At 67.3% G+C, this 14,090-nt stretch carries 8 protein-coding genes; 2 read left to right on the top strand and 6 right to left on the bottom strand.

Annotated features, from left to right (window positions below; genetic code table 11):
- Position 1 precedes the first annotated feature (1 nt).
- Together axyY and oprZ are read left to right on the top strand one after the other, a co-directional pair.
- The gene (gene axyY / locus A9974_RS25200) at positions 2-3,139 is read left to right on the top strand and encodes a multidrug efflux RND transporter permease subunit AxyY (RefSeq protein WP_183006916.1); all 3,138 of its coding nucleotides are present in this window, start codon (positions 2-4) and stop codon (positions 3,137-3,139) included.
- Positions 3,136-4,524, top strand: coding sequence for a multidrug efflux RND transporter outer membrane subunit OprZ (oprZ, locus tag A9974_RS25195; protein ID WP_183006915.1), 1,389 nt, complete (start codon positions 3,136-3,138; stop codon positions 4,522-4,524). Before axyY ends, oprZ begins: the two co-directional genes overlap by 4 nt.
- A 55-nt stretch (positions 4,525-4,579) precedes the next feature.
- Here the strand turns inward: oprZ and A9974_RS25190 are convergent, their stop codons facing one another.
- From A9974_RS25190 to A9974_RS25165, 6 genes are all read right to left on the bottom strand, one after another.
- Positions 4,580-5,239, bottom strand: coding sequence for a metalloregulator ArsR/SmtB family transcription factor (locus tag A9974_RS25190; RefSeq protein ID WP_183006914.1), 660 nt, complete (start codon positions 5,237-5,239; stop codon positions 4,580-4,582).
- 53 nt (positions 5,240-5,292) lie between these two features.
- Positions 5,293-6,762, bottom strand: a complete 1,470-nt coding sequence (locus A9974_RS25185) for an efflux transporter outer membrane subunit (protein ID WP_183006913.1) — start codon at positions 6,760-6,762, stop codon at positions 5,293-5,295.
- A 10-nt stretch (positions 6,763-6,772) separates the two neighbouring features.
- Positions 6,773-9,883 (bottom strand): MexW/MexI family multidrug efflux RND transporter permease subunit, encoded by a 3,111-nt coding sequence (locus A9974_RS25180; protein WP_183006912.1) that lies wholly within the window; start codon positions 9,881-9,883, stop codon positions 6,773-6,775.
- A 16-nt stretch (positions 9,884-9,899) separates the two neighbouring features.
- On the bottom strand, positions 9,900-11,036 hold the full coding sequence (locus A9974_RS25175) for an efflux RND transporter periplasmic adaptor subunit (RefSeq protein ID WP_183006911.1): 1,137 nt from the start codon (positions 11,034-11,036) through the stop codon (positions 9,900-9,902).
- Positions 11,037-11,205: 169 nt separating this feature from the next.
- A complete protein-coding gene (locus tag A9974_RS25170; protein ID WP_183006910.1) occupies positions 11,206-13,176 on the bottom strand; it encodes a choline BCCT transporter BetT in 1,971 nt (656 codons plus the stop codon).
- Positions 13,177-13,304: 128 nt separating this feature from the next.
- Positions 13,305-13,928 (bottom strand): TetR/AcrR family transcriptional regulator, encoded by a 624-nt coding sequence (locus A9974_RS25165; RefSeq protein WP_183006909.1) that lies wholly within the window; start codon positions 13,926-13,928, stop codon positions 13,305-13,307.
- Between the last annotated feature and the right edge of the window lie 162 nt (positions 13,929-14,090).

Genomic DNA, 14,090 nt, shown 5'->3' with positions numbered 1-14,090 from the left:
CATGGCGCGTTTCTTTATCGATCGCCCCGTCTTCGCTTGGGTGATCTCGCTGCTGATCGCGCTGGTCGGCTTGTTGTCGATCCGCGCGTTGCCGGTGGCGCAGTACCCGGACATCGCGCCGCCCGTCGTGAACATCGGCGCCAGCTACGCCGGCGCCTCGGCCAAGGTGGTCGAAGAGGCCGTCACCGCCATCATCGAACGCGAGATGAACGGCGCCCCGGGCCTGATGTACACCTCGTCCAGCAGCGACTCGACCGGCTGGGCCAGTATCAACCTGACCTTCAAGCAAGGCACCGATCCCGACATCGCGGCGGTGGAAGTGCAGAACCGACTCAAGGCGGTGGAGCCGCGCCTGCCAGAATCGGTGCGCCGCGACGGCGTGCGGGTGGAAAAGGCCGCTGACAACATCCAGCTGGTGGTATCGCTGAAATCCGACGGCAGCCTGGACGACATGCAGTTGGGCGAACTGGCCGCATCCAACGTGCTGCAGGCGCTGCGGCGCGTGGAAGGCGTGGGCAAGGTGCAGTCGTTCGGCGCGGAAGCCGCGATGCGCATCTGGCCCGATCCGGCCAAGCTGACCGCCTTGGCATTGACGCCGGGCGACATCGTGACCGCCCTGCGCAGCCACAACGCGCGCGTCACCATCGGCGAGCTGGGCAACCAGGCCGTGCCCAAGGACGCGCCGCTGAACGCCAGCATCGTGGCAGGCGAATCGCTGCAGACGCCCGAGCAGTTCGGCAACATCCCGCTGCGGGCGCAGCCGGGCGGCGCCACGCTGCGCCTGAAGGACGTGGCGCGGGTCGAGCTGGGCGGCACCGACTATATGTACCTGTCGCGCGTGAACGGCCTGACCGGCACCGGCCTGGGCATCAAGCTGGCGCCGGGCTCGAACGCGGTCGAAACCACCCGCCGTATCCGCGACACGATGCGCGCGCTGGCACAGTATTTCCCGCCGGGCGTCACCTGGGACATCCCCTACGAGACTTCGACCTTCGTCGAAATTTCGATCCAGAAAGTGCTGATGACGCTGCTGGAGGCCGTGGCCCTGGTGTTCTGCGTGATGTACCTGTTCATGCAGAACCTGCGCGCCACGCTGATCCCGACACTGGTGGTGCCGGTGGCGCTGCTGGGCACGCTGGGGGTGATGCTGGCGCTGGGCTATTCCATCAACGTGCTGACGATGTTCGGCATGGTGCTGGCCATCGGCATCCTGGTGGACGACGCCATTGTGGTGGTCGAGAACGTCGAGCGCATCATGGCCGAGGAAGGCCTGTCGCCGCACGACGCCACCGTCAAGGCCATGGGCCAGATCAGCGGCGCCATCGTCGGCATCACCGTGGTGCTGGTGTCGGTGTTCGTGCCGATGGCGTTCTTTGACGGCGCAGTGGGCAACATCTACCGCCAGTTCGCCGTGACGCTGGCCGTGTCGATCGCCTTTTCGGCGTTCCTGGCGCTGTCGCTGACGCCGGCGCTGTGCGCCAGCCTGCTCAAGCCGATTCCGGCCGGCCACCACGAGAAGCGCGGCTTCTTCGGCTGGTTCAACCGCGCCTTCTCGCGCCTGACGGTGCGCTACACGACGCGCGTGGCGGGCGTGCTGGCCCGGCCGGTGCGCTTCGGCCTGGCCTACCTCGCCGTGATCGGCGTGGCGGCGCTGCTGTTCGCGCGCCTGCCGTCGTCGTTTCTGCCGGACGAGGACCAGGGCAGCTTCATGGCCATGGTCATCCTGCCGCAGGGCGCGCCCCAGGCCGAGACGATGGCGGTGGTCAAGGACGTGGAACGCTACATGATGGAGCACGAGCCGGTGCAGTACGTGTATTCGGTCAACGGCTTCAGCCAGTACGGCAGCGGCCCGAATTCGGCCATGTTCTTCGTGACGCTGAAAGACTGGAAGCTGCGCCGCGACGCGTCCCAGCACGTGGACGCGGTGGTCAAGCGCATCAACGAGGCCTTTGGCGACCGCAAGAACCTGATGGTGTTCGCGCTGAACTCGCCGCCGCTGCCGGACCTGGGCTCGACCTCGGGCTTTGACTTCCGGCTGCAGGACCGCGGCGGCCTGGGCTACCAGGCCCTGACCGAGGCGCGCCAGAAGCTGCTGGCCGCGGCGGCCAAGCATCCGGCGCTGGCGGACGTGGTGTTCGCCGGCCAGGAAGAGGCGCCGCAGCTGCAACTGCGCGTGGACCGCGACAAGGCGCAGGCGATGGGGGTGCCGCTGGACGAGATCAACACCGCCCTGGCGGTGATGTACGGCTCGGACTACATCGGCGACTTCATGCTCAATGGCCAGGTGCGGCGCGTGATGGTGCAGGCCGACGGCAAGCGCCGCGTGGACGTGGATGACATTTCACGGCTGCACGTGCGCAACCTGCAGGGCCAGATGGTGCCGCTGTCGGCGTTCGCCACGCTGAAGTGGGCCATGGGGCCGCCGCAGCTGAACCGCTACAACGGCTTTCCGTCGTTCACGATCAACGGCTCGGCCGCGCCGGGCCACAGCAGCGGCGAGGCCATGCGCGCCATGGAATCGCTGGCGGGCGAACTGCCGCGCGGCATCGGCTTTGACTGGTCGGGGCAGTCGTACGAAGAGCGCCTGTCCGGCAACCAGGCGCCGGTGCTGTTCGCGCTATCGGTGCTGATCGTGTTCCTGGCGCTCGCGGCGCTCTACGAGAGCTGGTCCATTCCGCTGGCGGTGATCCTGGTGGTGCCGTTGGGCGTGATCGGCGCGTTGCTGGGCGTGACGCTGCGCGGCATGCCCAACGACATCTACTTCAAGGTCGGCCTGATCGCCACCATCGGCCTGTCGGCCAAGAACGCGATCCTGATCGTGGAAGTCGCCAAGGACCTGGTGCGCGACGGCCAGGGCGTCCTGTCGGCAACGCTGGAAGCGGCCCGCTTGCGGTTGCGCCCGATCGTGATGACCTCGCTGGCGTTCGGCGTGGGCGTGCTGCCGCTGGCGCTGGCCACCGGCGCCGCGTCCGGCGCGCAGGCCGCCATCGGCACCGGCGTGCTGGGCGGCATCATCACCGCGACAGTGCTGGCCGTATTCCTGGTGCCGCTGTTCTTCCTTATCGTGGGGCGCATGGTTGGCATGCGCGCCCGCCCCGCGCGCCCCGAGGGCCGTGAATCGCTGGAGACGACGCCATGAAGCCGATGGCAATGACCCTGCTGACGCTGGCCTTGTCCGGCTGCTCGCTGGCACCGACCTACGAGCGCCCTGCGGCGCCCGTGCCGGCTCAGTACGACACGCCGGCACAGGCCGGCCAGGCCGCGCCGCAGGATTGGCGTGCCTATTTCAACGACCCGGCGCTGCAAGCCTGGATCGAGGCCGCCCTGGCCAACAACCGCGACCTGCGCGTGGCAGCGCTGCGCATCGAGGAAGCCCGCGCGCTGTACGGCGTGCAGCAGTCGGAACGCCTGCCTTCCATTGACGCCAGCGGCGAGTTCAGCCGCGGCCGCGCCGTCGAACCCGGCCAGCCGCGCATGCCGGTGGCCAACCGCTACCGCGCGGCGGTGGGCATCACCGCGTTCGAGTTGGATTTCTTCGGCCGCGTGAAAAGCCTGTCCGACGCGGCGCTGTCGCGCTACCTGGCCAGCGCAGAGGCGCATCGCGCCGCGACGCTGGCGCTGGTGGCCGAGACCGCCACGGCCTACTTCAATCAGCGCTCGCTGGCCGACCAGCTGCGCCTGACCGACAGCACGCTGGCGCTGCGCGAGACGACCCTGAAGCTGACCCAGCGCCGCTTTGACGCCGGACTGGAAACCGCCATCGGCCTGCGCACCGCGCAGATGCTGGTGGAAACCTCAAGGGCCACGCGCGCCGAACTGACCCGCGAGGCCAGCCTGGCGCGGCATGCGCTGGGTTTGCTGGCGGGGGATTTCTCGATGGCGGCCGGCATCGACCCCGCTCCGCTGGAAAGCCAGACCCTGACGCCCCTGGCGGCAGGCCTGCCGTCCGACCTGCTGGCACGCCGCCCCGACCTGCGCCAGGCCGAGAACGCGCTCCGGGCCGCCAACGCCGACATCGGCGCGGCGCGCGCGGCCTTTTTCCCGTCGGTGCAGCTGACCACCGACATTGGCACGACCGCGGGCAGCTTTTCGGACCTGTTCAGCGCGGGCACGGGCAACTGGACCTTCGCGCCGCGGCTGACGCTGCCGATCTTCAACGCCGGCCGCAACCGCGCCAACCTGTCGCTGGCCGAGACCCGCAAGCACATCGCGGTGGCGCAGTACGAGGGCAGCATCCAGGCCGCGTTTCGCGACGTCGCCGATGCGCTGGCGGCACGCGACGCGCTGCGCGACCAGATCGAGGCCCAGCGCAAGGTGCGCGACGCCGACCGCGAGCGCCAGCGGCTGGCCGAGAGACGCTATGCGCGCGGCGTGACGGACTATCTGGAAATGCTGGAGGCCCAGCGCAGCCTGTTCGAGTCCGAACAGGAATATATCCGGCTGCAGCAGCGCCGGCTGGTCAATGCGGTGGATCTGTACAAGGCGCTGGGCGGCTGGGACGACGGCCGCGATCCGGCGTCCTAGGGCCTGTTCCCACTGGAAGGCGCCTTCCAGTGGGAACAGGCCCTAGCGCCCCCCATCAGGAGCGTGCGCTGACCCGATAGGCGCAGCGGCGTGCCCCGAGCAGTATGTGTTCTTCACGCTCGATGCGCACGCCCTCGCCCAGCGCCTGGCGGAACAACTCTAGTTCGCTGCGGCAAAAGCCCATACAGGCCTGGGCCGCCGCACAGATGGGGCAGTGGTTTTCGATGAACAGAAAATCAGCGCCGTCTCGTTGCATTTCGGCCATGTAGCCTTCGGCAGAACGCTGCTGCACCAATCGCTGCAACTGTTCTTCGAGCGTGGCGGCTCCGGCCAGCGCCTGGCGGTAGCTGCCCAGCATGGCGGCTTCGCGCACCGAAATCAGCTTGTCGACCCCGTCTTCGCCAAACACCTGGCGCACGGCGTTGATCATCTGCACCGTCATGTCGGCGTGGGTGTCGGGAAAACGGCGATGGCCGGCGTCGGTCAAGAACCAGATCTGGGTCGGCCGGCCCCGGCCGGCGCCGCGGCTTTCGGAATCCACCAGACCGTCGGCGTGCAGGCGCGTCATCTGCTGACGCACGGCTTCCGCCGTGACGTCCATCAGGCTGGCGATGGCCGCGACGGACTGCGGGCCGCGCATCTTCAGGGTCATGAGTACGCGGTCCGCGGGCTGGTGCGGTTGCCAGGTGACGGGTTTGGACAGGCTGTCGGACATGGAATGCAGGATTGGCGATAAGCCCCTATGGTGCCACGAACCGCGTCGCCGGGTCAGCCCGCGGGCGCGGCGCCGGCCCCGCCCCGTGGCGTCGCGGCATCGGCTGCGGGCGCTTCCCAGCCCCCGCCCAGCGCCTTGTACAGCGCGATCAGGCTGGTATAGGACTCGGTTTCGGCCACGGCCACGGCATCCTGGGCCCGCAGCAAGGTGCGCTGCGCGTCCAGCACGGTCAGGTAGGGGGTACTGCCCTCGCGATACCGCAATTGCGCCAGGTCGGCCGCGCGACGGCTATGCCCGGCGGCCTGCGCCAGGTTGCCCAGGCGCTGCTGGGTCTGGCCGTATTGCGTCAGCGCCCCCTCCAGCTCCTCGACGGCCTGCAGCACGGTCTGCTCGTAGCGCGCCGCCTCGCCCTGCGAGCGGGCTTGCGCCGCCCGCTTGCGGGCCAGCGCGGTGGGCAGGTTGAAGGCGGGCCAGTTCACCCCCGGCGTCACGCTGAACGCGCGGCTGGCCGCCGACCCGAAATCCCCGCCGCGCAAGGCCACGAAGCCCAGGAAGCCGCCCAGGTCGATGCGCGGATACAGCTCGGCGGTAGCCACGCCCACGTCGGCGTTGGCCGCGGCGCGGTTGCGCTCGGCCGCCAGGACGTCCGGCCGACGCGACAGCAGGGCTGCCACGTCGCCAATGGGCAGACGCGCCGCCAGCGGCGCTTGCGGCGCGGCCGCATCCAGCTCGCCCAATTCCACCGGCCGCAGGCCCGCCAGCACGGCCAAGCGATAGCGCGCCAGGCGCCTTGCGGTTTCCTGCAAGGGCACGCTGGCCTGGACCGTGTCCAGTTCGGCACGGGCGCTGGCCAGGTCGCCTTCGTCACCGCGGCCGGCCGACACCATCGCCTGGATCACCCGCAGGCTGTCGCGCTGGCTGTCCAGGTTGGCGCGCGCCACCGCCAGGCGCTGCTCGGCGCCGCGCAGCTCGAAATAATTGCGCGCCACCTCGGCCGCCACCACGATGCGCGCCTGGGCCAGATCCGCCTCTTGGGCCTCGCTGCGCGCCGCGGCGCCTTCGGCCGCGCGCCGCAGACGGCCGAACAGATCGATTTCCCAGGTGGCATCGAAGCCCGCGCGGTAGCTCTCGGCCAGGGCGCGCTGGCCCGGCACGCCCGAGTTGACTTGCGACAGGCTGCGTTCGAAACGCCCGCCCAGCGTCACCGTGGGCAGCTGGTCGAGCTCTTTTTCGTCCAGCACCGCGCGCGACTCGGCCAGCCGGGCCTGGGCAATGCGGATGTCGTGGTTGCGCTGCAGCGCCAGGGCGATCAGACGGTCCAGCTGCGGATCCTGCAGTTGCTTCCACCAATCGGCTTGCACCCGGTCAGTGGAGAACAGCGCTTGCTCGGGACTGGCCAGCGTCACCGGCGCCTCTTGCGGCTTACGGTAGTCCGGGCCCACCGCGCAGCCAACGGCGGCCAACGCGGCCAGCAAGATCACCGCGCCGCGGCGCAGGCGCATGAACAGGTAAGGATGTTTCATCATCGGTTCCTCAAATCGACTCGGCCGGACGCGGCAACGGCGCGTCTTCGGCCTGCGCCTGCGCCAGCTCGCGAGCACGCGGCGTATCGTTGGCGGCGCGGTGGTCGCGCGCCAGCACGGTGTAGACGGTGGGCAGGATGAACAGGGTGAACAGCGTGCCCACCAGCATGCCCACCACGATCACCAGGCCCAGGCTGTAACGGCTGTGCGCCCCCGCCCCGCTGGCGAACAGCAGCGGAATCAGGCCCACTACCATTGCGGCGGTGGTCATCAGGATGGGGCGCAGGCGGATGCGCGCGGCCTGCTCCATGGCGCTGCGGCGGTCCAGCCCGTGACTGACCTGCATCTCGTTGGCGAACTCCACCATCAGGATGCCGTGCTTGCTGATCAGCCCGATCAGCGTCACCAGCCCGATCTGGGTATAGATATTGATGGTCGCCATGCCCAGCGCCAACGGTATCAGCGCCCCGCAGATCGACAGCGGCACGCTCACCAGGATGATGAACGGGTCGCGCAGGCTTTCGTACTGCGCCGCCAGCACCAGGTAGATGACGATGATGGCGAAGATGAAGGTGATCATCAGCGCCGAACCTTCCTGGCTGAACTGGCGCGCATCGGACTGCCAGTCGTAGCTGAAGCCGGCCGGCAGCGCCTGGGCCTGGCGCGTCAGGAACTGCACCGCGTCGCCCATGGTCACGCCAGGCATCGGGATGGCCTGGAAGGTGGCGGCGTTGAGCTGGTTGAACTGGGTCAACTTGTTGGGTTCGACGCCCATCGACACCGACACGATGTTGGACAACGGCACCTGCACGCCGCTGGCGCTCTTGACGTAGTACTGCGCCAGCGATTCAGGCGAAATGCGCTGCTGCCGCAGGCTCTGCGGAATCACGTCGTACGAGCGGCCGTCCATGCCGAAGCGGTTGACGTAGTTTTCGCCCACCAGCACGGCCAGCGTGTCGCCCACGGCCTTCATGGTGACGCCCAGGCTGTTGGCCTTGGCGCGGTCCACCTTCAGCTGCACCACCGGGTTGTTGTAGTCCAGGTCGCTGTCGACCACCATGAACAGGCCGCTTTCGCGCGCCGCCTGCTTCAGGGTTTCCATGGCTTCATACACGACGGGATAGTCGGCCGCGCTCATGATGACCATTTGCACCGGCAGGCCGCCGGTAGACCCCGGCAGCGGCGGCAGCTGGAAGGCGAAGATGTTGCTGCCTTCGATCTGGTTCACCATCGACTGCATGTCGGCCTGGATCTGGTCGGCCGAGCGCTTGCGGTCCTGCCAATCCACAAAGTCGACGCCGCCGATGCTGTTGGACACGCCGTCCGAGCCGTTGATCAGCCAGCGGCCCTTCTGCTCGGGCAGCGTTGCCATGACGTCGTCCCACTTCTTGCCGAACTTCTCGACGTAGTCGATGTTGGCCTGCTGCGGCGACTTGATGGCCGTGAGCACGGTGGACTGGTCTTCGACCGGCGCCAGTTCGCGCTGCGCGGCGTTGTACAGGAACGGCAGGCTGGCCAGCACCACCGCCGCCACCAGGCCGGTGGCCCAGCGATGGTGCAGCGACACATCCAGCAGGCGGCCATAGGCGTCGCCCAGCCGGTTGAAGAAGTGCTCGGCGCGGCGCGCCATCCAGCCTTCGGAAACGTGGCTGTTGAGCATGAACGAACTCATCACGGGCGACAACGTCAACGCAATGACGCCTGACACCACCACCGCCCCCGCCAAGGTAAAGGCGAATTCTTTGAACAGCGACCCCGTCAGTCCGCCCATCAGGCCGATCGGCGCGTACACCGCCGCCAGCGTGATGGTCATGGCGATGACCGGCCCGGCCACTTCGCGCGCCCCGATCAGGGCGGCGCGCACCGGCGACTTGCCTTCTTCGATATGGCGGTGCACGTTCTCGACCACCACGATGGCGTCGTCTACCACCAGGCCGATGGCCAGCACCATGGCCAGCAGGGTCAACAGGTTCACGCTGAAGCCGAACAGCGCCATGATGGCAGCGCCGCCCAGCATCGACAGCGGAATCGTCACCACCGGGATCAACACGGCGCGCAACGACCCCAGGCACAGGAAGATCACCGCCACGACGATGATGATGGCTTCCATCAGCGTGTGCACCACGCCGTCGATGGAGGCGCTGATGAAGCGCGCCAGCTCGAACGGCACCTGCACGCTGGTGCCTGGCGGCAAGTTCTGCTTGATGTTGGGCAGCAACGCATTGAGCCGCTTGACGATCACCAGCGGGTTGCCCACCGGCGTGGCGTTCAGACCGAAGTACACCGCGGGTTCACCGTCCATCAGGCCGCTGGAGTCGGTCGAAGCCGCGCCCAGTTCCACAGTCGCCACGTCGCCCAGCCGCACGATCGCATCGCCGTCGCGCTTGATGACCATGTCGCGGAATTCCGCCACGTTGACCAGATCGGTGTTGACCTTGATGTTGGACGCCACATACAGGCCCTTGACCTGGCCGGGCGCGGCCTGCACGTTGTTCTGGCGCAGGGCGTCGTCCAGGTCGCTGGCCGAGATGCCGCGCGCCGCCATGCGGCTGGGGTCCAGCCAGAGCCGCATCGCCAGTTTCTGGCCGCCGTAGAGTTCCACGCTGGCCACTCCCTCGATGGACGAGAGCTGCGGCTGCACCACGCGCGACAGATAGTCGGTCAGGGCCGGCAGCGCCATGGTGGTGCTGGAAAAACCGACATAGGCCACCGCCGTCGCCTCGCCAGCCGACTTCACCAGCACGGGGTCGTAGGCATCTTGCGGCAAACGGTATTTGACTTCGTTGACCTTGGCCATGACCTCGGTCATGGCCTTGTTGGAATCGGCGTTGAGCTTCATGCGCACTGTGATCACGCTGCGCCCCTGAGTCGAAGACGACGACAGGTAGTCGATGCCTTCCACGGTCGCGACGGACTGCGCGATGGGCTGTGTGACAAAGCCCTGCATCAGATCGGGCGACGCGCCCGGATATTGGGTCGTAATGGTGATGGTGGTGCTTTCGGTCAACGGGTACTGGCGTATCGGCAGGCCGCTCAGGGCGCGCAGCCCCATCAGCAGCAACAGGGTGCTGACCACCAGCGCCAGCACGGGCCGGCGCACGAACAGATCGGTGAATGTCATGTCAGGCTCCGTGCGCTCACTCGGCTTGCGCCACGGACCGGGCCGCGGCGCCGGCATCCAGCGCCACGGTGTCCTGGGCGCTGATCTCGACGGCCGCGCCGTTGTGCAGGCGCAGCTGGCCCGAGGTCACGACCCGGTCGCCCGGCTTCAGGCCCTTGGTCACCACGACCCGACCGCGGGTGCGTTCCGCGGTCTGCACATAGGCCTGGGTCACGGTCGGCGGAGCCGAGGCGTCGCCAGCCTTGGGCGGCATCACCACATAGACCGAATCGCCGTATGCGCTGTAGCTGACGGCGGTTTCGGGTACCGTGATCACGCCCTGGCGCGGCGGCAGCACCACCTGCCCATGAGCGAACATGCCGGCGGCCAGCGCGCCGTCGGCGTTGGCCAGCGTGGCCTGCACCCGGACCGTGCGCGAGCCCGGATCGACCTGCGGCTCGATGGTGGTGACGGTGCCTTCGAATACCCGCCCCGCATGGGCATCGACCGTCACCGCCACCGGCTGGCCGGCGCGCAGCGCACCCAGCGCCTGCTCCGGCAAGATGATGTTGGCGTAAACGCTGGCCGCGTCGGTCAGCGACACCAGCGGATCGCCGGCGCGGGCAAACTGCCCCAGGTTCACGCGGCGCACGCCCAGCACGCCATCGAACGGCGCCTTGATGCGCTTTTGTTCGATCAGCGCCTGGATGCGCTTGATCTCGCCCGCGGCCTGGTCATAGTCGGCCTGGGCCTGGTCCAGCTGTTCGCGGGTGGCTGCTTGCAACGGCACCAGGCGGCGGGTGCGTTCCAGCAGCGCCCGCGCATTCTTGGCCTGGGCCTGCAAGCGGGCCAGCTCGCCCTGTTCGGGCGCGTCATTCAACTGCACCAGCAACTGGCCGGCGCGGACCCGTTCCCCGGCGGTGAACAGAATCTGCGCCACCCGGCCGTCCACTTCGGCCGGCACCAGCACCTGGCGGGTCGCCTCCAGCGAGGCGATGCCTGACAGCGCCACGGGGAAATCCGCCTCGACCGCTGACGCCACGGCCACCTTGGCCGGTGCCATCGCCCACCCGCCCTTGTGCGATGCGCCGCCGAATTTCCAGTACAGGCCCCCGCCCGCAACCACCGCCAGGGCCAGCACTCCTGCTGCCCACGCGCCAGATCTTGCCTTCATGATTCGCTCACTATTTATCAAAGGAATTGCTTGGATAATCCGCGAAAACGATCGGGAAGTCAAAATACCTAAAGTAATGTTGAGGATTGATAAATCCTATTGACGAAATAAAGCCGCCGGCAAAAGCCGGCGGCGGGGATGCCAGAAGGGGTTGGACGGCGGCTGGCGCCTAGGTACGCACCATGTGCAGGTAGTGCCGATGGCGTTCGTACTGGTCCAGGATGTCGCCGATCACCGCGTCGCGGCTCCAGCCCATGATGTCGTAGTCCTGCCCGCCTTCGCGCAGGTGGACCTCGGCGCGGAAATACTTGCGTTCTTCTTCGTCGGCCGCCTCTTCGGGCGTGAGGCTGGGCCGCACGAAGGCCAGCGGCTGCACGGAATAGAAGAAATCCAGGTGCTCGCCGTGGTTCACTTCGAGCACGGCACTGCCCAGGTCGGCGTCTTCCTTGACCTTGACGTCGTAGCCCTGCTTGCGCAATTCGTCGGCCACGTCTTCCAGGGCCGGCGTGACCACGTCCGCGATGAAGCGCACGACGTGCGCACGCCGCGGCATCATGACCATGTTGCGCAGCCGGCGTTCCCAGGACTGGCCGCCCCGCGCGGGTCGCGACAGGGTCAGCGACTGGTAGCGGATGCCGCGTTTGGTGGCATCCAGCTTCAGCGCCTTGAACAAGCCCCACAGCGACAGCAGCAGAATGATCGAGAACGGCAAGGCACTGGCGATGGTGGCTGTCTGCAGTGCAGTCAGGCCGTCGGCCAGCAGCAAGGCAATGGCCACCGCCCCCATCGACAGCGACCAGAAGATGCGTTGCCAGACCGGCGTGCGGTCCGCGCCGCCCGAGGCCAGCAGGTCCACTACCAGCGCGCCAGAGTCGGCCGAGGTGACGAAGAACACTGCCACCATCGCGATCGCGAAGATCGACATCACGCTGCTCCAGGGCAGCAGTTCAAAAAACGCGAACAGCGCCAGCGCGTTGTCGTTCTTGACCGTTTCGGCGAAGCCCTTGACCCCGTCGACCAGGATGAAGTGGATGGCCGTGTCGCCGAATACCGTCATCCAGAACAGCGTGAAGCCGGCGGGCACCAGCAGCACGCCGCTGACGAATTCACGGATGGTGCGGCCACGCGAGATGCGGGCGATGAACAGGCCCACGAACGGCGACCACGCGATCCACCAGCCCCAATAGAACAGCGTCCAGCCGCCGATCCAGTCGGACGGCTCGTAGGCGTACAGGTTGAAGGTCTTGTTGACGATGTCGGACAGGTAGGCGCCGGTGTTCTGTACGAAGGTCTGCAGCAGGAACACGGTGGGGCCAGCCACCAGCACGAACAGCAGCAGGATCACCGCCAGCACCATATTGGCTTCGGACAGGATGCGGATGCCCTTGTCCAGGCCGCTGGCGACCGACAGCGTGGCCAGGCCGCAGGTGATGACGATCAGGATGATCTGCGGGATCACACCCACCGGGATGCCGAACAGGTGGTTCAGGCCGCTGTTCATCTGCGCCACCCCCAGCCCCAGCGAGGTGGCCACGCCCAGCACAGTGCCGATGATGGCGAAGACGTCGACCGCGTGCCCGATCGGGCCGTGGATGCGGTTGCCGATCAGCGGATACAGCGCCGACCGCAGCGTCAGCGGCAGGCCGTGGCGAAAGCTGAAAAACGCCAGGGTCAGCGCCACCACCGCGTAGATGGCCCAGGCATGCAAGCCCCAGTGGAAAAACGTGATCTTCATGGCTTCGCGCGCCGCGGCAGCGGTGGCGCCCTCGCCCACCGGCGGCGACATGAAGTGCATGACCGGCTCTGCCACGCCGAAGAACATCAGCCCGATGCCCATGCCGGCAGAGAACAGCATGGCGAACCAGGTGAAATTGCGGTAGTCGGGCTCGCTGTGGTCGGGCCCCAGCTTGATGTCGCCATAGCGGCTGATGGCCAGGAAGGCCACCGACAACAGGATAATGGCGACCACCAGGATGTAGAACCAGCTGGCGTTGCCCAGGATCCAGCGCTGGATCGATTCGAACAGGTTCTGCGCGGTCTTGGGCGCCGTGATGGCAAAGCCCACCAAGAGCAGGGTGAACAACGCCGCCGAGAAAAACACCGGGCGGTTGATCGTGGATGGTCGGGTTTCTGAAGACATGCTGCCGCTCCTTTCGCCCGAGGGATGCGGGGCTGCGGCGCTGGCCCCCTCAGTCCAGCCGGCGCGCCGCCGTTATTACTATCACGCAGCCGGCCCGCCTGACAAACCGGCGGACGGGCTGTTCGGCCCTAGCCTTTTTCGGGTTCGCCGAACACGACGCGGCGGAAAAACCCGGCCAGCACCGATTCGGTGGTCTCGGCCGTGACGCCCTGCGGGTCGAAGGCGAAACTGAAGTGCATGCCGTCGGACAGCGCCAGCAGGCCGATGGCCAGTTCCCGCGCGGGCATCGGCAACGGCGTGCCGACACGCTCGGAAAACTGGCTGACGTATTCAGTGGTGGCTTCGCGCAACTCGCGCAGACAGGCCGTGAAGCCGACCCGGAATTCCGGGTCGCGGGCGGCCTGCAGCTTACCTTCCATCCAGAGCAGGAAGCATTCGTTGTCGCGGAAATGCGTGCTGTAGTAGTGCAGCACACTGGCTTCCATCTGCTGGCGGGTTTCGCCGGCGTCGAAGATGGCGCGCATGTCGGCCATGACGTTTTCATGGTCGCGCTTGAGCAACTGCAGGAACAGTTCGGATTTGCTGGCGAAATTGGAATAGAACGCGCCGCGGGTATAGCCGGCGAGCTCGGCGATGTCTTCGACGCTGGCGGCGACGAACCCCTTGGTCAGGAAGATCGATTGCGCGGCATCGAACAGGCGCTGGCGCGTCTGGTCGCGGCTTTGCTCTCGGGTAAGGCGGACTTTTGACATGGGGCGATTCTAGCATCGCCACTGATTTCAGATCCACCCTTGTATCTGAATACACTACTGGATTAGAATCCATGCCGTATCGGATTGCCAGGACGCGGCGCCGGCCGGAAACGGCCCGCCAGCACGGCCTCGCACTCATCTCTCTCCTGCCCGCGTCGCGAG

Origin of the sequence: Achromobacter sp. UMC71 (genome assembly GCF_014170305.1) — a bacterium.
Taxonomy (GTDB): domain Bacteria; phylum Pseudomonadota; class Gammaproteobacteria; order Burkholderiales; family Burkholderiaceae_B; genus Achromobacter.
The sequence above is the reverse complement of the archived record's forward strand: the minus strand, read 5'-3'. Positions and strand labels throughout refer to the sequence as shown.

Bases quoted from the DNA above. Each gene is read 5' to 3' on its own strand.
- A9974_RS25185 (WP_183006913.1), bottom strand. From the start codon at position 6,762: ATGAAACATCCTTACCTGTTCATGCGCCTGCGCCGCGGCGCGGTGATC.
- A9974_RS25180 (WP_183006912.1), bottom strand. From the start codon at position 9,883: ATGACATTCACCGATCTGTTCGTGCGCCGGCCCGTGCTGGCGCTGGTG.
- oprZ (WP_183006915.1), top strand. From the start codon at position 3,136: ATGAAGCCGATGGCAATGACCCTGCTGACGCTGGCCTTGTCCGGCTGC.
- A9974_RS25190 (WP_183006914.1), bottom strand. From the start codon at position 5,239: ATGTCCGACAGCCTGTCCAAACCCGTCACCTGGCAACCGCACCAGCCC.
- A9974_RS25175 (WP_183006911.1), bottom strand. From the start codon at position 11,036: ATGAAGGCAAGATCTGGCGCGTGGGCAGCAGGAGTGCTGGCCCTGGCG.
- A9974_RS25170 (WP_183006910.1), bottom strand. From the start codon at position 13,176: ATGTCTTCAGAAACCCGACCATCCACGATCAACCGCCCGGTGTTTTTC.
- axyY (WP_183006916.1), top strand. From the start codon at position 2: ATGGCGCGTTTCTTTATCGATCGCCCCGTCTTCGCTTGGGTGATCTCG.
- A9974_RS25165 (WP_183006909.1), bottom strand. From the start codon at position 13,928: ATGTCAAAAGTCCGCCTTACCCGAGAGCAAAGCCGCGACCAGACGCGC.